The following is a 20,048-nucleotide window of genomic DNA, read 5'->3' as shown; positions in this document are numbered from 1 at the left end:
AGCCAGTTTAATAGCATTTGACCCTATAACAAAGCTATATTTATGGGCTAAAAATTTTAGAGGCTAAAGCAGAGGATCTATTGATGACCAGCAACAATCAGCCCACAAACACGACTCAGGTTCAAACAGCCGATCCGCTTTTTCTTCAAGCTGAACATTTGGCACAGGATTTTTCTCTGTTTCCTAAGCATAGTAAGCAGAGCCTTTCACAGCAGATCAAGGGTCTGCTCAGCGACGATGAAATTCAAGCTAACTTAAAAGAGTTAGAGCAGTTGGATGTTGACGGCTACGTGGCCAAAGTCATTCAACCTACCTTAGACAAGAGCCGCCCAGGCGCCAAGCGCGTGATTGCGGATCTGAAAGGCAAGTTAATTGTCGAAAAACATATGGGGCCTTTTTATAGTGCCGAGATCGAACTGAATTTTGGATCTCGCACTCGCCGCATAGGTTTTATCGCCCAGGAACGTACCACGAGCAATGGTGCCTGGATGCCAGAGCATCACCTGGCGGCCTGCACGGCCATTCGTCATTTTGCCGAGCTTTCAATGCCTATCGTTTACCTCATCGACACTCCGGGTGCCGATGCGGGTGAGATAGCCAACAGCCAAAACCAGGCGCACACCATCTCTAAGGCGATTGCCGAGAGTGCTAACGTCGACGTACCTACCGTAGGTATCGTTATCGGTGCCGGTTACTCTGGTGGTGCTATTCCACTGGCTGCGGCTAACATTCTATTGTCGCTACGTGACGGTATCTTCAACACCATCCAGCCACAGGGTCTACAGAGCATTGCGCGTAAGTACAACCTCTCTTGGCAGGAGTGTGCTAAGTCGGTAGGTGTGTCACCAGAAGAGCTGTACACCTCAGGTTGTATCGATGGCATCATCGACTTCTCGCCATCTGACAAGGATGAGCGTCAGCACAACCTACGCCGCGCCATCATCAGCAGCATCGAGGCCGTTGAGCATGCGGCGGTACAATTTGTTCGCGAATCTAAGGATCTGCGTGAGCACTACGACCGCAGCCTACACCGTTTCCTCGAGCCTTCAAAGAACCTGGAAGCGCTAGAGCACCACGCCGAACTGTCGGTGGCTAACAACCCCACCATGCACCTCAACCTGTTTGGTAGCTCATACCGTTACCTGCGTTACCTGACGCTGCGTAGCCGTATCCATTCGATCTCACAGGAGCAATATGGTCGCCTGTCTAAGGTGAGTGTGCCTGAGGGTGATCTGCTGGCGCGTATTCAGCAGGAGCAGGACAAGGTGTTCCAGTCTTGGCTGTCGAGCCCAGATAAGCTGGTATACGACGAAGAGCTGAACAAGCTGTGGAGCAACTTCACCGCCAAGCGTGACGAAGTCTCTACCGAGCGTAACATGCTAACTCGTCTCATCCTGGGTGAGCCGAAGCAAAACTATAAGAAGGCCCGTAAGGCGCTGTTGTTCAACATCGGTTGGTCGCTGTACCACAGATGGAAGAGCAACGCCGAGAATAACTTCAAAGGGCTGATCCATTATCTAGAGAGCCTTCCAGACGAGGTGACTCAGGCAGATTGGCCTGAGCTGAACCAGCTGACGGTTCTGGATGTGATCGTGCACGAAGAGCTGCGCGAAGACTTCATCTGGCAATGTTATAACATCCTGATCTTCAACGCGCTGTACGACAACGTCGTGGGCAACCTGGCCTCTATCGCGAAAGAAGCCATGATGTCTAAGAGCCTGTCGCGCGCCTCGGTTGATGGCCTGCTACATGACTCTATTGACCGCGCTATCTCTAAGCAAGATACCGCTAACGATAAGAACAAGTTCTACAAGTGGCTGAAGTACTTCATGTCTCAGTCTAACCGCGCCGATCTGCTGACCAAGACTGAGCAGTGGAAGAGTGTTGGTTTCCCTCAGCTTAACGACTCTCTGTTCGTTATCCTGACCTACTTCTTCGAGCGTCTGCTGCCTGAATACTTCGCCAGCGAAGAGGAGAGCAGCGAGTACACGGGTGCCATTAACCCAGTGCGTATCGGTCGTCGTAAAGACTTCTGGAACCGTCTGACCATGGGTTATCAGGATCTGCTGATCCAGAAGGTACTGCGTGACGAGAAGCGCGCCGGTAAGATGAGCTGGGAAAATGTGATTGCCAAGTTCTTTACCGAGTTTGAAGAGCTAAACGGCGACAAGATGTCGGCTAACCTGCTGAACTTCCCAGGCTTCCGTCTCTCTATCGAAGACGCGCTAGACAAGGGTATCCGTCCTTGTGGCCTGATCACAGGTACCGCGGACTTCGAGCACCATGGACAAACCATGCGCGTCGGTGTGGCCGTGTCTAACACAGCCTTCCAGGCCGGTGCCTTCGATATGGCTTCTGCCGAGAAGTTCTCAGCGCTCTTGATCGAATGTGCTAAGCGTAAGCTGCCGGTGATCTGCTTTATCAGCTCTGGTGGTATGCAGACCAAAGAAGGTGCTGCGGCGCTCTTCTCTATGGCGGTAGTGAACGACCGTATTACCCGTTTCGTTCGTGATAACGAATTGCCGGTATTGATGTTTGGTTTTGGTGACTGTACCGGTGGTGCACAGGCGAGCTTCGTGACTCACCCGTTAGTACAGACTTACTACTTCTCGGGCACCAACATGCCGTTCGCCGGTCAGATGGTTGTCCCTGCGTATCTGCCTTCTACCTCGACCCTGTCGAACTATCTTTCTAAGGTACCTGGCGCCATGAACGCCCTGGTCACCAACCCATTTAGCGACACTATCGACGATCAGCTAAGCAGCATCGATCCGCTTATGCCTAAGCCAACGGCTAAGGTAGTGGATGTGATTGGTAACGCCATTTCGACCCTGGTGCCTGAGATGTTGATCACCGAGGAAGAGTTGGTACAGGATGATCCGCGTCAGCTGATGAAGCCGATCGACAAGGTGCTGGTACACGCCCGTGGCTGTACTGCGGTGAAACTGATCCGCAAGGCACACGACAACAACATAAAGGTGGTACTGGTGGCGTCAGATCCTGACATGACCTCAGTACCGGCCGACATGCTGAACGAAAACGACAAGCTGGTCTGTATCGGCGGTAACACCTCAGACGAGAGTTACCTCAACGCCTACTCGGTATTGAAGGTTGCCGAGTATGAGCAAGTCGACGCGCTGCACCCTGGTATCGGCTTCCTATCGGAAAGCCCTCAGTTTGCGGCCCTGTGTGTGAACAACGGCGTTAACTTCGTCGGTCCAAGTGTGCACTCAATGACGACTATGGGTAACAAGTCGAACGCGATTAAGACCTCGCAGTCGCAAAATGTACCTGTAGTACCTGGCAGCCACGGTATTCTGACCAATGCCGAGCAGGCGGTGAACGTGGCCAACGAAATCGGCTACCCAGTGCTGCTTAAGGCGGTACAAGGCGGTGGCGGTAAGGGTATCCAGGTCGTTCAACGTCCAGAAGATATGATCTCTCTGTTCCAGAAGACCTCTACCGAAGCGGCTGCGGCCTTCGGTAACGGCGACCTCTACCTAGAGAAGTATGTGACCTCACTGCGTCACATCGAAGTGCAGTTGCTGCGTGACATGTTTGGTAATACCAAGGTACTGGGTCTACGTGACTGTTCGGTACAGCGTAACAACCAGAAGGTGATCGAAGAGTCTGGTTCTACCATGCTGCCAGAAGAGCTGAAGCAGAAGGTGATGGAATATACCCGCGCCCTCGGCGATGCTACAGACTACATGGGCGCAGGTACCGTAGAGTTCATCTACAACCTGGATGCCAACGAAGTTTACTTCATGGAGATGAACACCCGTCTGCAGGTTGAACACCCTGTGACCGAGGCGACCTCAGGTATCGATATCGTGAGCGCAGGCTTCGACATCGCCGCCGGTCGTTCAATCGAAGATCTTGAGCCACAAGAGATCGGCTACGCCATCGAGGTTCGTGTGACTGCCGAGAAGGCCGCACTGGACAGCAACGGTGTGCTACAGCTGCTGCCACATCCTGGCATGATCACCGAGTGTGTGATCCCAGAGCGTGACGATATCGAGATAATCTCTATCGCCGGTGAAGGCAAAGAGGTTTCACCATACTACGACAGCCTGATCGCTCAGATCATCTGCCGTGGTGAGAGCCGTGAAGATGTGATCAACAAGCTGCATGACTACCTGGCGAACCAAGTAGTGATCAAGGGCATCGCGACTAACATCCCATTGTTAACGCGCATCCTGAAAGATGGCACCTTCAACGAAGGCGTATACGACACTAACTACCTGCCACGCTTCATGGCCGAGCTGGATATTCCAGCGCTGATCGCCGAGATGGAAGCCGCCGCAGAGACTGTAGGTGTGGATACCGAGTCGCTGCGTGTGGGTGAGAGTAACGAGCTTAAGGTTCTGGCTCAGGGTGCAGGTATCTTCTATACCTCTCCAGCGCCGGGTGAAGCCGACTTCGTTAAGGAAGGCGACATAGTGACTGTGGATCAGACACTGGCGTTGACCGAAGCGATGAAGATGTTCTCTCAGGTGACACTGGCTGGCTTCAACCGTCAGGGTGCCGTGCTCTATCCAGAGGATAAGCAGTACCGCATCGAGCGTATCCTGAACAGCAATGGTCAGCAGGTTTCACAGGGCGAGCTACTCTTCGTGGTCTCTCCAGTCTAATCTAAGATGCTAGCTGCTAAATACCCGCCTGATGGCGGGTATTTTTTTGCCTAAGGTTTAGCTTCTGCTTAGTCGCTACTTACTGGCTATTTATCGTCTTTCGCCAGCGCCCACTTGAGTAGCAGGGGGCCGGCAATTGTGGTGATGGCGATGATCAGCACCAGCTCGGTAAACAGCTTTGGCGAGATGATCTCCATCTGCAGCCCCATCTCGGCAAACACCAGTCCCACCTCGCCCCTTGGCACCATGGCGCTGCCGACAATCGCCTTGGTGCGCAGGTGACCTGGCACCCTGAGGCCTGCCATCATCTTAGTGACTATCGCCAGCAAGGATAACATCAGCAGGGTGAACAGGCCGCTCCAGCCGAGATCTATCTGGCTCAGATCTAGGCTTATTCCCACATAGACGAAGAAGATGGGGGCGAAGATATCCACCAGAGGCTTAGATTCCACCTCCATTTCGTGGGTGAAGGCGAAGGGGTTTTGCAGATAGCGATTAAGGGGCGAGATAAACTGGCGACTGAGCGCCAGGCCGACGGCGAAGCCGCCGAGCAGGGCGGGGGCGTGCAGGGCGTGGGCCAGCCAGGCAAACAGGCAGATGAGGATCATGGTGACTATCGCCTCGTATCCTGTCTCCTCCTCTTTGGGTTTGACGGCGCGAAACAGGTACAGCAGCAGGCGCGCCAGGGGCGGTGCCAGCAGCAGGAAGCCGACTATCTTGAGGATCAACAGGCCGCTGGGGATAAGCCCCACCTCGCCTGAGCTGGCAAAGTTAAACAACAGGCTCAGCAGGATCACCCCGGCGATATCGTCGATCACCGCCGCGCCTAGGATGATGTGGCCCTCCTGGCTCTGGGACTGTTTGGCCTGGGCCATCACCCGCACCGATATGCCTATGCTGGTGGCGGTCAGGGCGCAGCCCAGGTAGAGGGCGGTAAAGCCGGGCAGATCCAGGTAGAGCAGGCACACTAGGCCGATAACCACGGCGGGTAGGGCGATACCCAGCAGAGCCACCCCGGCGGCGCTGTTGCCCGCCTGAAACAGGTGCTTGATGGAGGTTTCGCAGCCAATGGAGAAGAGCAGCAGGATCACCCCCAGCTCGGCCATCACCGCCAGGGTTTCATGGGGGGCTATCCAGCCCAGCAGGCTTGGGCCGATAAGGATCCCCGCCAGGATCTCGCCGACCACGGCCGGGAGCTGCAGCCACTTAAAGACCTCGCCCAGCACCCGGCCGAACAGCAGGATCAAACACAGGGACAAGACGAAGTTATCTATGGCCATAACAGGCGCGACTCCCCGAGAGTGGTGATAATGTGATCTTGATCATTTTGATGACCGAGATCAAGGCGTAACCCATGGAGTGTGACTAAGCTCAAATGGAAACTTGCCGACAGGAGGTAACCATGGACAAGGTGTTTATTATTTCCCAGAAAGCCGAGCAGCAGGCCGATGCCATAGAGACGGGGATCGCCTTGGCCAGGGTACTGGAGAAGGAGGCTGAGGTGTTTGCCTACAGCTACGAATCCTTTGCGGGTAAGGAGTACTACAACCCCAGGCTGGGTGCGGCGGCCAAGGTAGCCCTGATGAATCAGCGCAGCGAGGAGATCGCCGCTAAGCTTAAGGCGCTCAAGGCGGAAGATGTGGCCGTGCATAGCGTGTGGACCAAAGATCTGTTCGAACATGCCTGTCATCACTCCATTCGTCATGGGTTCGACCTCATGGTTAAGGCGGTGCATCACAAGACCCACTATCTGCCGATGGACTGGCAGCTGATCCGCCATGTGCGCATCCCGCTGATGATGCTGTGCGACAACCCCTTGCAGCGTGCCCGCAGCGTGTTGATGGCGGTGGATCTGGGCAGCGACAACCCCATCAAGCAGAAACTCAACCAGTGCGTCATTCAGCATGGTCGCCAGCTGGCCGAGGCCCTCGATTGCCAGCTGCATCTGGCCTACATCATTCGTGTGCCTAAGATCTTAAGAGACATGGACCTTATCGACACCCGCACCCTGGTGAAGGACGCCTATCACAGGTATCAGCCTCAGCTGGACGAGATTGGCCTGCATCAGGAGCATGTACATTTTCTGGCGGGCGATCCCGATCTCTGCCTCTACGAGCTCTCCTGTCGCCTCAAGGCCGCCTATCTGGTGATGGGCGCTCGCCAGCGCAAGGGGCTGATGGGCATGGTCATAGGCAATACGGCCGAGGCCATGTTGACCCGCATCCGCAGTAATGTGTTGATCATTCCAGCTGACGATCAGCTGTTGCCTGCCTAACCTTAGGTTTGTGCTGCTGACGCCAGAGACGCTTATGGTATTCATCGATGAATAACTGCGTCGAGGCGGCGCTCAGCAGCATCAACCACTGTCCCAGCCCTATGGGGCTAATGCCTAGCGCCTGACTCAATCCAGGGGTATAGCTGGCGCCTATGTGTATGCCCTGAGCCAGTATGATGCCAAATAGCAGCAGTGGATTGCTCAGCATGGGCATGCGCAGCAGCGAGTTACGCTCCGAGCGGCTGTTGAGGGCGTGCACGTTTTCAAACAACACCATTAACATCAGGGTGAGGTTACGGGCGTCGTTCTCGCTGCTGCCCATGGCCAGCACCAGGGAGAAGAGAGCGAAGGCCACTATGCCCATCCACAGAGCGCTGACGATCAGCCGCTCCAGCATGAGGCGATCGAAGATGGGCTCGCTGGGGCGGCGCGGCGGCTGATCTATCTCGTGGCCTTCGCCGGGCTCGAAGGCTAGCGCCACATCCTGCACGCCGTTGGTGACCAGGTTAAGCCAGAGGATTTGCAGCGGAAACAGCGGGATAGGCTGAGCAAATAACACGCTTAAGATAAACAGCAGCAGTTCGGCGGCCCCGGTACTGATCAGCAGGTAGATCACCTTACGTATATTGTTGTAGACGATGCGCCCCTCGATGATCCCCTTGACGATGGAGCTAAAGCGGTCGTCGGTCAGCACAAGATCGGCGCTCTCGCGGGCCACATCCGTGCCCTTGAGGCCCATGGCGATGCCCACATGGGCATGCTTCAGCGCCGGGGCGTCGTTGACCCCGTCACCCGTCATGGCGACAAATTCTCCCTGGCGGATCAAGGACTCGGTGATCTCCATCTTCTGCCTGGGCTGTACCCGGGCAAATACCCTGTGGCTGGCGATGAGATGGTCGAACTCGGCCAGACTCTGCTGTTGGGCCTGGGTGAGCTGCTCGCCGGTGATCACCCCATCCTGGTCGTTGGCCAGCTTGAGCTGGCGTGCCAGCGCCAGGGCGGTCACAGGGTGGTCGCCGGTGATCATCGCCACCTTGATCTGTGCCTGCTGACACAGGGCAACCGCCTCGATGGCATCTTCCCGCAGGGGATCGCTCATGGCCACTAATCCTAGAAAATCCAAACCTGCCAGTGGATGGTGTGGGTCGCTGACCTCGCCGCTGGCGAGCGCCAACACCCGGTAGCCGTGGCGCGCTAGCCAGTGGGTCTCATCCAACACAGCCTGAGTCTGCTGCGCATCCAGCTGGCACATGGTGAGCAGCTTCTCCACCGCGCCCTTGACCGAGATGACGGAGCGCCCCTCTATCAGGTTGATGCTGGCGCTGAACTGGTTCTCCGACTCGTAGGCAAATAGCTGCTCCTGTGGTGGCTGCTTGGCTTTGTCCATCTCGAGATTGAGCTTATAGCCGAGGGCCAGGAAGGCGAGATCTACCCCGTCGCCGTCGGCATGCATCTGATCCGCATGGTTCTGTTCGGCCTCGAAGCTGAGGTGAGCCTCGTTGGCCAGCACGCCGGTGAGGGCAAGACGGTACAGCTCGGGATCCCGCGCGGTCGATACTGGCACCCCATGGCCATGCTTGTGCACCAGGCCCGTGGGCGTCAGCCCTGTGCCCGCCACATGATAGCGCTCGCCCGTCAGCAGGCTGATCTGGCTGATGGTCATCTCGTTGACCGTCAGGGTGCCCGTCTTATCCGAGGCGATATAAGTGCAGGAGCCGAGAGACTCCACCGCCACCAGCTTGCGGACGATCACATTGGCCTGGGACATGCGTTTCATGCCTATGGCCAGGGCGACCGTGATGGCCGCGGGCAGTCCCTCGGGAATGGCGGAGACCGCCAGGGCGACCCCCAGCAGGAACACCTGGGAGAGGTCGGCGCCTCGCAGCAATGTCAGGCCGAAGATGAGGGCGATGATGATTAAGGTGGCTATGGCGATGATCAGGGTGAAGCGCTCGATACGCTGCATCAGCGGTGGCTTGGCGCTACCGCCCTGGCGAACCAGATCGGCGATTTGACCTATCAGGGTGCGGGCGCCGGTGGCGATCACCTCGCCCTCGGCCCGTCCATGGGTGACCAGGGTGCCGGCGAAAGCGAGATCTGTCTTGTTGACCGCCACAGACTCGCCGGTGAGAGCCGACTCGTCCACTTTAAACTGGTTATGCTTTTCGATTTTGATATCGGCGCCGATGCGATCGCCGTTGGATAGCAGAATATAGTCGCCGGGTACCAGGCTCGTGCTGTCCACCATCTTGGGGTGGCCATCGCGGATCACCTTGGTCTGGGAGGGCACCATCTTGCTCAGGGCGTCGGCGGCCTGCTGGGCCGAGTATTCCTGCACTGTGCCTATGATGGCGTTGAGCATGAGCACGGCGAAGATGAAGATGGCGTTGAGGATCTGGCCGAGCAGCAGACAGGCGATGAAGGCTGCGAGCAGCACATAGATGAAGGCGCTCTTAAACTGCAAAATAAACAGGCGGATGAAGCTGAGTCTTGCCGGCTTGGGCAGGCAATTGGGCCCATATTGTTCCAGCCGCTCGGCCGCCGCTTGACTCGATAGTCCTGGCCCGGCCACGAAAACTCCTTGTGCACTTAGGCTGAGGTGATGCTAGATCTATAGCTCATCTCGGCCCTCGCTGCCGGGAATCGGCCTAAGGTTTGATAGAGATCAACGGCTTGAGGGCGAGCAAAGGTCTGAATGGCCCGCCATGCTCAGGCTTGGGGTCATTCTTTGAGGGGGTGATCCTCGGGTAGCTGGCGATGGATCCACAGGATCAGCTTGTGCTTCATGTTGGGGCCATCCTCCTTGTCGGTCGCCAGGGGCTGGATCAGCTTGTCCTGCACCAGCAGGCGGTAGATGCACTCTACCTTGTCTTTGGGGGAGATCCCCTTATCGAAATCGGCGAAGCCACGTTTCTTGGCGTAGCCTACGCCAATATCCAGGGCCAGTTTTAACAGCTGTGCGTCGTGCTTACCGTGTTTCATCACCTATCTCCATGGAACCTGATAATCACAAGCTACGCCAATTTTGGGCTTAAGCCTACCGCCAATTACCCGGAGTGGGCGCTTGGCCAAAAATATTAGCTACAACTATTGGCTGCAACTGTTAGCCGAGGCAAGCTAGCCACGACTGTCAGTGACAATTAGCGGCGGGCTATACTCATGGGGAGATAAACACAGGAGATAAGCAGAGGAGAGGGACTATGTTAGCGATCTTGGGGATAGATCATCTGGTATTGCGTACCACAGATCTGCCCGCCATGCTGGCCTTCTATCGGGGCGTGCTCGGCTGCACGCTCGAGCGCGAACTTCCCGAGGAGGGGCTGACCCAGCTGCGGGCGGGCAATGCGCTCATCGATATCGTCACCTGCGAAAGCACTCTGGGGCGACTCGGTGGTGGGCCACCGCAGCAAGATGGCCGCAACGTCGACCATGTCTGTCTGCTCATCGAGGCCATGGAGGAGCAGGCACTACTGGATTATCTTAGTGAGCAGGGTATAACCACCCAAGGGTTTGCCAAAAGATATGGGGCCCAAGGGTTTGGGCGCTCCCTCTATATCAATGATCCCGAGGGGAATGTGGTGGAGTTGAAGTTGGCGAAAGGGGTAGCTAAGGAGTAGTTGAGACTCCTCATTCTCAAGTTGGGGATAACCTGTAGCGTTAACCTAAGTTGTTTTGAATTGCTTGGCAGCAGGTGCAGTGCATGGATGCACCAATGTCGCGATTGCAGGGACGCAAAAGAGCGACCCTTATGTGCTTACACATTTGTGACAGATTGAATGAAGTGTTGGTTCATTTTGATGTTTTTGCATCTACCTGACTTAGGTACTTGGATGGGAGCTTTAAACCATAGCTTCATGGTTAATCAATTGCTTGGCAGCAGGCCTTATGTGCAAACATTCTTTTGGCACGCAGCAAGTCCATCCATGGATGCTCTGCGAAATCATCCCTGATTTCGAAGGCCAAAAGCATGTTTACACCTAGTTATTCATCTCTTCGATTGAGCCGCACTTGGCAGTCATCATCTTCTAAAAGCTAAGTCCTTTTTGGACAAAAATGAGTTAGAACTACAGAGTTATATATGTGAGCTTCAGATTAATGTTTTATGTGTTAACGCCGCCATATGGGGCGCACAAATGCTTGGCTAAACTCAGCGACGAAGGAGCGCAAGCCAAGCATTTTGCGTCCAATTGCCATGATGGCCTTGTTAGTTGCCCCAGTTAAACAGCTTTTTCAGACTAATGCCAACACCGCTTATATTTGGTTCTAGGATTAAGGCATCAGCAAACCGCCGACCTTTGCCTTTAGATAACGTTTTAGCCACTTCAAAGCCCGTAAGTTCTTTTTTATTTTTAATATCGTTGAAGATGGAATTTATAAGTTTAATAACATCATCAGTGGACTCACAAACTGACTTTAAAGGAATAAGTAACAGTTTATCGTCAATCTCGTTAGCCATTCTTCTTTCGTGATTATGCTCGTGGAAATATGCAGGTGTAAGAGTTGAAATCATTACAGCCGGAAGCAATTTCTCACTATCTTCACCGTTTATGGAGTGCCAAGAGAAAACTTCATTTGCAAAATGAACTGGTTCTATTCCGGCTATTACCATAGATCGAGACTCTGAAGCTTTTCTAGCCATATTGGTAAAGTTGGCGATTAAAGTATCAGTTAAAGGTTCCTTCCAACCATAATCTAGGACGTAAATAAAATAGTCACGACCATCAACAGTATTTGGTAAGTTCCCAAGATTGTGTACGTGAAGTCCCATTTCAAATTTTCTCCATAGTCCGAAGGGCAACTAACGCCCTGTTAAGGGGCTGATAATGTTTGGCTATAATGTGAAGCGAAGCGGAGGCGAACCAAACTTTAGCAGTCCCTCTTAAACCGCTTGTATGGTTAATCCTGTTCCATTTTAGGGTAAATTGGAGGCCCACCCTCAATGGCCGTTGAGGGTCTTTATGCAGTAGCTCGATTGAATGGCGGCTCCTCTTACGAGAGACCGGTAACAAGTGGGTAGCGCTGCATAACTCCTAGCAATAACTCGAACAGTCATTGGGGCCTCGAGCCCGTATAGCAAGGCAGAGTAAGCTTATAATGAACAACCATAAAAACCAAACTGAAATCAATGTCGGCGTTGATGTCGGTAAGTCACAGCTCGATATCGTTCTACATCCACTCGACCTACATTTATCTATCCCAAATGACCCTGAACATATCCAGAAAGTCATTCAGGTACTTAAGAAGCATCCGGTAAAACGTATCGTCACTGAGGCGACAGGTCGTTATGAGCATGCCTTTGTCTTTGCCTGCGATAAAGCTAATTTACCCGTTGTTATCGTCAATCCAATCAAAGTTCGTCGCTTTGCCCAAGCTATCGGTGTTATGGCGAAAACAGACAGAATTGATGCTTCAGTCATCGCTCAATTTGCGGCAATCATTAAACCTGAGATAAAGCAGCTTCCGGATGAACAGTCACAAATAATCAAAGACTTACTAATCAGACGAACTCAGCTACTTGAAATGGCAACGATGGAAAAAAATCGTCTCCAAATCATGCCTAAAGAGCTTCATAAATCAATTAATACTTTGCTTAAATCACTTAACCTGCAAATAGATAAACTTACGGAAAAACTCGATAAGCTCGTAGCCCAGGTCAAAGAATGGCGCGTCAAATCGGAAATATTGACGAGTGTTCCTGGGGTGGGGAAAGTGCTTTCCTACACTCTGCTTAGTGAAATGCCAGAGTTAGGAAAACTAAACCGAAAAGAAATTGCCGCCCTAGTTGGTGTCGCTCCCATGAACCGCGAAAGTGGTTCTTACAAGGGTAAACGCAGGATCCGTGGTGGTCGCCACAGGATACGTACAGTCATGTTTATGGCGATGATGTCAGCCATACAGTGTAATCCTGTCTTTAAGCGCTATTACCAGCATCTCAAAGCGGCTGGCAAAATGCCGAAAGTAGCACTGATCGCCTGCATGCGAAAGCTCATCGTGATCTTGAATACCATGCTTAAAAGCGAGGAGCTGTGGTGCGCAAAAAACGGATAAATATATTGACTAAACACCACAGTCACTTGTTAAGCGGTATACCGGCACTAAGCCTCTAGTTGCTCCGGTTCAGTGAGATTAGCCATTCCAAATACAAAACGTTTCTTGTTTTGGTCAAAGAGATAAATTGCCACCAAAGGAACAGCTGTAATCAGCATGCCAGAAAGTACAGAGGTAATCTGGTTGTTAAACTTATTGAGCAGAGGAATACTCGCTATACCTGTGCTGATCACACGACTAACGTAAAGTCCAACAACAGCTGAGGCAGTACTAGCCATAATAATACTAATGGACTGTAGTTTGTTGGGGTCATCACTGGCTAACACTCGAGCGCTACGCACACAGCTCAATGTACCTTCTCGAATCATCCCAAGTGCAAATGCTGGAAGCCTAGTCAGTGTTGAGATAAGGATCTGTGGGATGACGCTAATGGCACCAGAAACACCGGCTTCGATTCCAAGACTCTTTGCCTTAGCCCAAATTTTTCTTTCCTCAAACCGTTGATTCAACCTTTTTGTCAGACGCTCGTTCATCTCTTGGACATTACCTACAAGTCCTTTGTCATCAAATAGTTTTACTTCTTTACTAAAATACTTTGCCTCATCAAGGAAGATATCGATTGTCTCTACAACGATCATACCTACCACTTGCTGTATCGCCATTGCCGCGCCAGTTTTCAGCGCCGTAGCACCAATCTCTAAAGCTGCATTTGTCTTATGAGCATTCAGAGCATCCTGTGCCTTGTCGTACGCTACCTGACAGTCTTCCTCACTGATTTCGTGGACCTCGCCGTGAATTTCAACAGTTCTAAAGCCAGGCTTGTCTGGATGTGGCTCAGACTTTTGTAGGAAATCACCTAAAGATACTGATCCTTTTGAACGATTCACCGAACTGTTTGTAAAGATTAGGTTGTCTTCACTATTGATGGCTTCAATTAAGCCATCATCTGTAGTACCTGCTCGCAATTGCTTTGAGTCGAAGATCTCTTTTGCCGCAATTACATGTTCAATGTCAGCATCATGGGGATTTAATGTCCTGCCAGTGTTATATCCATCTTCTAATGTTGAAAAACTATTCCGGGCCTCTGCCCGCTGCTCCTGCATTTTGCTGAAATTTTCATGGCTACGAATATTATGCTCGCCGATCCGGCCACCAAATTCTTGATAGTCTTCCGATAGGTTCGTGTATTTTTCCGCCGACGAGTCATCGATAGTGTTGGTTACATTCGATAGAAAAAATGCTGAAAGTGCTCTCTGCGTTGCCACCTCACGACATTGCTTAAAAATATCGTCTACGGTTGAAGCAGGTACCGGCAAAGTGGATTGCAGATCGGTAACCATTTGTAGGGTGTTTTTATCTACTTCAAAGGTAGACCGCGCCCAATGACTGACCTTATCTGAACCTGAGCGCCAGTATTCAGCCATGTTGGCTTTCTGGCCTTCAAGGTCTGTTACTTCCTCCCAATCGATATTATCAATCGCTGCTTTTGATCGCTTGACACCTTCAGACGCTAGTGCAATACCTTTATCTGACAAATCTCGCATATTTGCTTTGGTGTTATCGAGCAACTGAACTGTGTCAATTTCACTCAGCTTATCCTTGGTTGCGCCATATGCCTCTTTGGACTTCTCAGTGACATCAGAAGCTTTCGACCTAGCATCATCAATGACCTCTTCTGTATCAATTTGAGAAATTTTCGTTTTTGTGGAAATCATAGCCTCAGCTGACTTTTCCTTAGCTGCCGACATTACTTCGATCGACTTATCAGACAGCTCTGAAGCCTTATCCTTTGCTTGTTCGGCTGCCTTTTTCGCCTTATCTAACCACCCCATGAGTAAACCTTGTTTTTTATGTATTTATTTAATGAGTCAAGTGAAGTCTTTAGGGTTCGTACTATTTTGAATAGAAAAACTTAAGAACTTCAGTTTTTCTTAGGCTTCAGGTTAGAACCTTCCAACCTAAAGACGCTTAACGCTTAACGCTTAACGCTTAACGCTTAACGCTTAACGCTTATTAGCGAGAATGCCGCTTATGTAAATCACTACCACCTAATATAAATCGCGGCAAACTTTTTTAAATATCTGAAATTTATATCAATAATGGCATTACATCACAAGTAGAAAGTGAACAGCCCCAAAACAAAACGAGACCCGCTTATTTAAAGGAAAGGGCGACACCTCAACCACTCTCTATTAAATGGCTGAAGCTCAGTTTTTTACTAAATTTAATCAATTGTTTACGAATTTTCAAAAACAAAGCGAGAATTGCAAGATTACATAGTAGGAAGCGAAAGGGGCGCTTTTTTGCAAAATCCCATTATACCTGTATAGATGCGCAGTATAGCGAGTAGAGTTTGGCAACCTGCCGAACACTCATCTAGCCCTCCTACTCACATCAAATAAAGCCAAATCGAAGAGACGTTAGACACCGAGTGTAAGCACACTTTTGGCTCTCGGCGGCATGGCCAAAAATGTTCCCTACATTTTTTGGCATTCCCTACATCAATGTAGGTCAGTACCGCCGTGCTAGAAGTATGCTTGGTTTATTCTATCGATAACTAATGAAGCCAAATCGAAGAGACGTTGGATATCGGGTGTAGATACGCCGGTGACCTTCGGTTTCAGGGATGAAACCGCAGAGCGGCCAGGGATGGCGCACAGCGTGTCACAGGCGTATCTGCACATAAGCTCACCGCAGGTGATAGGTTGCCATGACGGTACGACCTTCAACTCATATACCAATGACGACAGCGCCAGAAGCTACAACAGCAAAAGTGCAAACAAAGTCCCTCGCCGGGCAGGCGATAGATTGCCATGAAGGTACGACCCTCAAATACTTTCAATAAATTAAAATGCAGCCAAATTCGATTAAAGCAATTAAAGGGTGCCACCCTTTTACTTCAAATCTAGTCTTCCTTTGCGACCAGCAAAATGTTCAAACCTTCATCGTCAGTTGGCGACTCAAAATATTGCGTCACCTGACGGAACACGGCTTCGTTATCGAAGCGGGCACGCTCGGGTTGCTCCTGGCGCCGCTTGTCTATTTGAGCCAAGCACTGCTGATCGCTGAGATCCAGATAGACGAGCTGATGCTCGCAAGCTAGTTCGTTGCAGAGCGAGAGAAACCATTGCCGCTGCTTGCGGGTGTTAGCGGGAAAATCCATCACCACATTAATGCCGACGTTTATCAGCCGGGCCACATGGTTTCTGATGAAGGGCTTGATGAGGCTTGAGAAGTGAATATAGTCATCAAACGACTCAATCTGATTGGGGTAGTGGGCTGCCAGCCATTCATCTTCCGACAATAACAGCGCCCCGTTTTCATCGGCGATGAGCCTCGCCTTGGTCGACTTACCCGCGCCCATCTTGCCGCAGAAAAAGAAGAGTTTTCCCTTATGTGTCATCTATTGTCCCTTTATTGTCTCTTATCCGTTTCGGCCACAGTCACACTAGGTACAGTCACATTAAACCATAGCCACATATTTGGGATGCGCGGCGATGCGCATAAGCCAGGCTTGAATCGCTGGGTAGTGGGTAAGGTCGAATCCGCCTTCGTAGGCCACATGGGTGTAGCCATACAGAGCGACGTCGGCCGTGGTCAGTTGCTCGCCGGTTAAATAGGGCGTCTCTTGCAGCTGTCCTTCCATCACCGCCAGCGCCTTGAGGCCGCCTTGCTGCTTCGACTCATAGTCGGCGCGGCGATTGTCCGGCAAGCCGAGATACTTGGCGATAAAGCGTGCCACGGCGATATAGGGTTCATGGCTGTATTGCTCGAAGAACTGCCACTGTTGCACCTTGGCGAGGGCATAGCTGTCTTGGGGAAGGAGTTCGCTGCCGGCGGCGAGGTAGTTCAAGATGGCGTTGGATTCGGATAGGCAGCGGCCATCGTCCAGTTCGAGCAGCGGGATCTTGCCGTTGGGATTCTTGGCCAGAAACTCGCTATTGCCGGTATCGCCCGCAAGAATATCCACATGAATCCACTCATGTTCAATGCCCAGCAGGGCGCACAACAACTTCACCTTGTAGCAGTTACCAGACTGCAGATCGCCGTAGATTTTCACACATACTCCTTATGTTGTTCGCGCCTGCGCGCCCGATTTATGAGTGGCAATAAACGCTGAAGAATTATTTATTGGAATGAAGGCTAAATCATACCTGAGTGCTGGCCTGATGCAGTACTAGAGAAACGCCACTGACAATTGCTGTTACCAAGCCAACCCATTGAAGACGCTTGTTGAATTTTCTTGGTTCAACCGAATAGCGTTTTGTTCGCTGCGCACTCTGCATGAATAGTAATATCGAAAACAAAAGTGTGCCTGGGGCAATAAAGGCGCCTTGTTTGGTCAAAGCTGTAATGGCTATCGCTATGACAATGAGACCTAGCATAAACCAAGTGGCTGCAAGAAATAGGTTTCGAGTTGGGGATGTTAAAGCCATGCTACTTCTCCAAGTTTGCTGTCTTGCTTGGCGAAATAGATCGCACATGTGAGTGGAATAATACGTCAACCGACAGTCTAGAATTTCAATAACCAAGCCGCTAATGTTGAAATACTCTATCAGAGCGCTGGAGAAAAAACGATCAGGCGTTATAACGATTGTCAGGTGCTTCAATCTATAACGAGTGAGTAATCAAAGTCGAGTTTATGTCTTTCTGATTAGTAAGTTGCCTTCATATGACACAGATTCGAAGAGACGTTAGATTTGGATGTAGATGCCTCGCCGCCCGCAATACCGTTTAATCGAAGAGACGTTAGATACAGGTGTAGATGCATCTGCGGACGTCGATGGCAGGGATGCCATCGTCGAGCCTACAAGGAAGTATTCACGGCGTGTAGCAGATGTATCTGCACATAAGCCCACCGCAGGTGATAGATTGCCATGAAGCAGCGACTCTCAGCGCGAGGCCAAATGCCAATACCGTAAAATGGCAAAAAACTATCTAGGCCAAGATTGCCGTCAGGCAATAAAAAACCACCCATTATCGGGTGGTTTTTTGTTTGCAGCGTCAAATGTTCAAGTATGCAAGATCCGAACTTCAACTCCTATTGATTCGAGAAATTATTCTCAACCAACTTCTGCTTGTTTTCCGCCTGTGGCACGTGGCACTGAGTACAGTTGAAATACTCATAGTTGAGCTTGTTGTCGGCCAGGATGTGCGACGAGTGAATCTCGGTCGCCTTCATGCGCTTAGCCTTCTCTGGGCTGTGACAGGTCATGCAGCCATTCTTCTTGATGCTGATCTGATAGTCCGCCTTGTGGGGGATCAGCGGTGGCTGGTGGACGAAGCCACGCTCGATGGCCTGACCTTTCTTAGGATAGGTCGGCATCTCGTCGGCCGCGCGAACCGCGGTGATCTCGCCTTTTCCGAGTGAACTGATGTTCACGGGTTCGGCCGCAGGTTTGCTTTGCTGACCGGAACAGGCTCCTAGCGCCATCAGCGCGACTAAAGTGAGTACTTTTTTCATTGGTTGTTCTCCGCCTTTAGGGCAATTCGATTTTGATACTGGAAAACGCGTTGGGCGCAAACATCGATACATCGGCCGCACTGGGTGCAATCGCTGTCGACTATCATGGGGTTGTCGCCCTTGAGGGCGGGCTTCAACACCTGCCGCTCTGGGCAGACCTCGAAGCAATCCATGCAGTTGTCGCATGCACTGGCATTGACCGCAGATACCTTAACCGGGCTCGCCTTGCCCAGCAGGGCAAACAGGGCGCCTGTGGGACACAGGTGACCGCACCAGGCCCGTTCACTGATGAAGAGATCTAGCAAGAAGATCATTGCCAGTATCCACAGGCCGCTACCGGCGCCAAACAGCAGGGCGCGATAGAGGATAGGCACTGGGTTGACCCACTCCCACGCTGTTATCCCAGTGACCAGGGGCAGTAACAGCACCAGGGTCAGCAGGTAGTAGCGCAGGCCTCGAGGCATCTCGGCGGCGCGGGGCAGACGCAGCTTGCGCCTTAGCCAGCTCGCACAGTCGGTGACCAGGTTAACTGGGCAGACCCAGCTGCAGAACACTCGTCCACCCGCAAGCAGGTAGAAGAGGGCTATAAGCAGCGCGCCGACAAGCAGCGCGGTCTCGGGTAGGTGTCCCGTCATCAGCACTTGCAGGGTCACAAGGGGATCCGACAGGGGTACTGTGCCCAGTAGCTCGCTGGAAGAGAGATTGCCTTTGAGTACCCAGAGCCCCATCCAGGGGCCGATGGCAAAGGTGAGCAGCACACTCAGCTGACTGGCACGGCGCAGGAACAGGAACTTGTGGGCGCGCCACCAGCCCAGTTCATCTATCGCCGCCTGAGCGAAACGTGTCTGAGCCGCACCTGGCGTCTTCATCTTCGTATTACTCATGCCGTTTTTCATAGTGTGAGCCCCTTGTTTAACATCTCAAGCGTGGTCTCTTCGGTGTTGATATAGGTATCGTGGGTTGCCGTCTTTCCGAGCGCGATATGGGCAGGCAAAACCTTGATGGCCGCCTCTTCCAACACGCAGGCATGTTCACACTTGCCACAGCCGGTACAGGTGTCGCTGTTGACCGTGGGCAGGAACATGGCGTGGTGGTCGCTGCGTTGGTTGTGCTGCCGCTCGAGCGTGATGGCGTTGTCGATCAAGGGGCAGACGCGGTAACAAACGTCACAGCGCAGGCCCTTGAAGTTGAGGCAGTTTTTCTCGTCGATCAGTACCGCTATCCCCATCTTGGCCTCGTCGATATTGGTCAAGGCGTGATCCAGCGACCCAGAGGGGCAGGCTTTCACACAGGGGATATCTTCGCACATTTCACAGGGCACAGTGCGCGCCGTGAAATAGGGCGTGCCCGTCGGCGCACCCTCAAACCAGCGCGCCAGTTTCAGGGTGTCGTAGGGGCAGGCCTGTACGCAGAGTCCGCAGCGTACACAGGCCGACAAGAAATCTTGCTCATCTAACGCGCCAGGCGGTCGAATCGCCATAGGATCAAGGTGCGAGGATTGCTTGGCAACCCCACTGACGCCCAATCCCAAGAGGCCCATGGCGCAGCCCGCCTTAGCCGTAGTGGCTAAGAACTGGCGGCGGTTGACCCCCTTGGCTTTGCTATTGCGATTGACCTGGCTCATATC

General features: G+C 52.2%; 15 protein-coding genes. 4 read left to right on the top strand and 11 right to left on the bottom strand.

Annotated elements, in window-relative coordinates; genetic code table 11:
• Positions 1-83 precede the first annotated feature (83 nt).
• Positions 84-4,634: an ATP-binding protein gene (locus K0I63_RS16640; RefSeq protein ID WP_220081761.1), complete on the top strand. Its 4,551-nt coding sequence runs from the start codon at positions 84-86 to the stop codon at positions 4,632-4,634.
• An 86-nt stretch (positions 4,635-4,720) separates the two neighbouring features.
• On the opposite strand, the gene K0I63_RS16635 is transcribed toward K0I63_RS16640, so the two are convergent.
• Positions 4,721-5,914, bottom strand: coding sequence for a cation:proton antiporter (locus K0I63_RS16635; RefSeq protein WP_220081760.1), 1,194 nt, complete (start codon positions 5,912-5,914; stop codon positions 4,721-4,723).
• 122 nt (positions 5,915-6,036) lie between these two features.
• On the opposite strand from K0I63_RS16635, the gene K0I63_RS16630 reads away from it, so the two are divergent.
• On the top strand, positions 6,037-6,909 hold the full coding sequence (locus tag K0I63_RS16630) for a universal stress protein (RefSeq protein WP_220081759.1): 873 nt from the start codon (positions 6,037-6,039) through the stop codon (positions 6,907-6,909).
• On the opposite strand, the gene K0I63_RS16625 is transcribed toward K0I63_RS16630, so the two are convergent.
• Both K0I63_RS16625 and K0I63_RS16620 read right to left on the bottom strand, forming a co-directional pair.
• Complete coding sequence (locus tag K0I63_RS16625; protein WP_220081758.1) at positions 6,875-9,481, bottom strand: cation-translocating P-type ATPase; 2,607 nt, start codon at positions 9,479-9,481, stop codon at positions 6,875-6,877. The two genes, K0I63_RS16630 and K0I63_RS16625, sit on opposite strands and share 35 nt — an antisense overlap.
• Positions 9,482-9,630: 149 nt before the next feature.
• Positions 9,631-9,891, bottom strand: a complete 261-nt coding sequence (locus K0I63_RS16620) for a DUF5062 family protein (protein WP_220081757.1) — start codon at positions 9,889-9,891, stop codon at positions 9,631-9,633.
• A gap of 218 nt (positions 9,892-10,109) precedes the next feature.
• Here K0I63_RS16620 and K0I63_RS16615 point away from each other — a divergent pair, with 218 nt between their 5' ends.
• On the top strand, positions 10,110-10,526 hold the full coding sequence (locus K0I63_RS16615) for a VOC family protein (RefSeq protein WP_220081756.1): 417 nt from the start codon (positions 10,110-10,112) through the stop codon (positions 10,524-10,526).
• A 587-nt stretch (positions 10,527-11,113) separates the two neighbouring features.
• On the opposite strand, the gene K0I63_RS16610 is transcribed toward K0I63_RS16615, so the two are convergent.
• Complete coding sequence (locus tag K0I63_RS16610; RefSeq protein ID WP_220081755.1) at positions 11,114-11,677, bottom strand: hypothetical protein; 564 nt, start codon at positions 11,675-11,677, stop codon at positions 11,114-11,116.
• 326 nt (positions 11,678-12,003) lie between these two features.
• Here K0I63_RS16610 and K0I63_RS16605 point away from each other — a divergent pair, with 326 nt between their 5' ends.
• Positions 12,004-12,957, top strand: a complete 954-nt coding sequence (locus tag K0I63_RS16605) for an IS110 family RNA-guided transposase (protein WP_220081754.1) — start codon at positions 12,004-12,006, stop codon at positions 12,955-12,957.
• 47 nt (positions 12,958-13,004) lie between these two features.
• On the opposite strand, the gene K0I63_RS16600 is transcribed toward K0I63_RS16605, so the two are convergent.
• From K0I63_RS16600 to napG, 7 genes are all read right to left on the bottom strand, one after another.
• Positions 13,005-14,789, bottom strand: coding sequence for a hypothetical protein (locus K0I63_RS16600; protein ID WP_220081753.1), 1,785 nt, complete (start codon positions 14,787-14,789; stop codon positions 13,005-13,007).
• A gap of 1,073 nt (positions 14,790-15,862) precedes the next feature.
• Positions 15,863-16,360, bottom strand: coding sequence for a P-loop nucleotide/nucleoside kinase family protein (locus tag K0I63_RS16595; RefSeq protein ID WP_220081752.1), 498 nt, complete (start codon positions 16,358-16,360; stop codon positions 15,863-15,865).
• Between the two features lie 60 nt (positions 16,361-16,420).
• Positions 16,421-17,017 carry a glutathione S-transferase family protein gene (locus tag K0I63_RS16590; protein WP_220081751.1) on the bottom strand — a complete coding sequence of 199 codons (597 nt, stop codon included), beginning with the start codon at positions 17,015-17,017 and terminating at the stop codon, positions 16,421-16,423.
• A gap of 88 nt (positions 17,018-17,105) precedes the next feature.
• Positions 17,106-17,393 (bottom strand): hypothetical protein, encoded by a 288-nt coding sequence (locus tag K0I63_RS16585; protein ID WP_220081750.1) that lies wholly within the window; start codon positions 17,391-17,393, stop codon positions 17,106-17,108.
• Between the two features lie 605 nt (positions 17,394-17,998).
• Entirely contained in the window at positions 17,999-18,421 is a 423-nt protein-coding gene (locus K0I63_RS16580) for a nitrate reductase cytochrome c-type subunit (RefSeq protein WP_144204387.1), read from the bottom strand.
• Positions 18,418-19,305: a quinol dehydrogenase ferredoxin subunit NapH gene (gene napH / locus K0I63_RS16575; RefSeq protein WP_258406897.1), complete on the bottom strand. Its 888-nt coding sequence runs from the start codon at positions 19,303-19,305 to the stop codon at positions 18,418-18,420. Before napH ends, K0I63_RS16580 begins: the two co-directional genes overlap by 4 nt.
• Before the next feature lie 8 nt (positions 19,306-19,313).
• Complete coding sequence (napG, locus tag K0I63_RS16570; protein WP_160798973.1) at positions 19,314-20,045, bottom strand: ferredoxin-type protein NapG; 732 nt, start codon at positions 20,043-20,045, stop codon at positions 19,314-19,316.
• Positions 20,046-20,048 lie beyond the last annotated feature (3 nt).

Origin of the sequence: Shewanella rhizosphaerae, from assembly GCF_019457655.1 — a bacterium.
Lineage (GTDB): Bacteria > Pseudomonadota > Gammaproteobacteria > Enterobacterales > Shewanellaceae > Shewanella > Shewanella loihica.
Note: the sequence above shows the minus strand (reverse complement) of the source record. Positions and strands in the feature narration are given on the sequence as shown.

What these genes read in the sequence shown, in the direction of transcription:
- K0I63_RS16580 (WP_144204387.1), bottom strand. Translation starts at nt 18,421, where the DNA reads ATGAAAAAAGTACTCACTTTAGTCGCGCTGATGGCGCTAGGAGCCTGT.
- K0I63_RS16635 (WP_220081760.1), bottom strand. Translation starts at nt 5,914, where the DNA reads ATGGCCATAGATAACTTCGTCTTGTCCCTGTGTTTGATCCTGCTGTTC.
- napG (WP_160798973.1), bottom strand. Translation starts at nt 20,045, where the DNA reads ATGAGCCAGGTCAATCGCAATAGCAAAGCCAAGGGGGTCAACCGCCGC.
- K0I63_RS16585 (WP_220081750.1), bottom strand. Translation starts at nt 17,393, where the DNA reads ATGGCTTTAACATCCCCAACTCGAAACCTATTTCTTGCAGCCACTTGG.
- napH (WP_258406897.1), bottom strand. Translation starts at nt 19,305, where the DNA reads ATGAGTAATACGAAGATGAAGACGCCAGGTGCGGCTCAGACACGTTTC.
- K0I63_RS16610 (WP_220081755.1), bottom strand. Translation starts at nt 11,677, where the DNA reads ATGGGACTTCACGTACACAATCTTGGGAACTTACCAAATACTGTTGAT.
- K0I63_RS16595 (WP_220081752.1), bottom strand. Translation starts at nt 16,360, where the DNA reads ATGACACATAAGGGAAAACTCTTCTTTTTCTGCGGCAAGATGGGCGCG.
- K0I63_RS16630 (WP_220081759.1), top strand. Translation starts at nt 6,037, where the DNA reads ATGGACAAGGTGTTTATTATTTCCCAGAAAGCCGAGCAGCAGGCCGAT.
- K0I63_RS16640 (WP_220081761.1), top strand. Translation starts at nt 84, where the DNA reads ATGACCAGCAACAATCAGCCCACAAACACGACTCAGGTTCAAACAGCC.
- K0I63_RS16620 (WP_220081757.1), bottom strand. Translation starts at nt 9,891, where the DNA reads ATGAAACACGGTAAGCACGACGCACAGCTGTTAAAACTGGCCCTGGAT.
- K0I63_RS16600 (WP_220081753.1), bottom strand. Translation starts at nt 14,789, where the DNA reads ATGGGGTGGTTAGATAAGGCGAAAAAGGCAGCCGAACAAGCAAAGGAT.
- K0I63_RS16615 (WP_220081756.1), top strand. Translation starts at nt 10,110, where the DNA reads ATGTTAGCGATCTTGGGGATAGATCATCTGGTATTGCGTACCACAGAT.
- K0I63_RS16605 (WP_220081754.1), top strand. Translation starts at nt 12,004, where the DNA reads ATGAACAACCATAAAAACCAAACTGAAATCAATGTCGGCGTTGATGTC.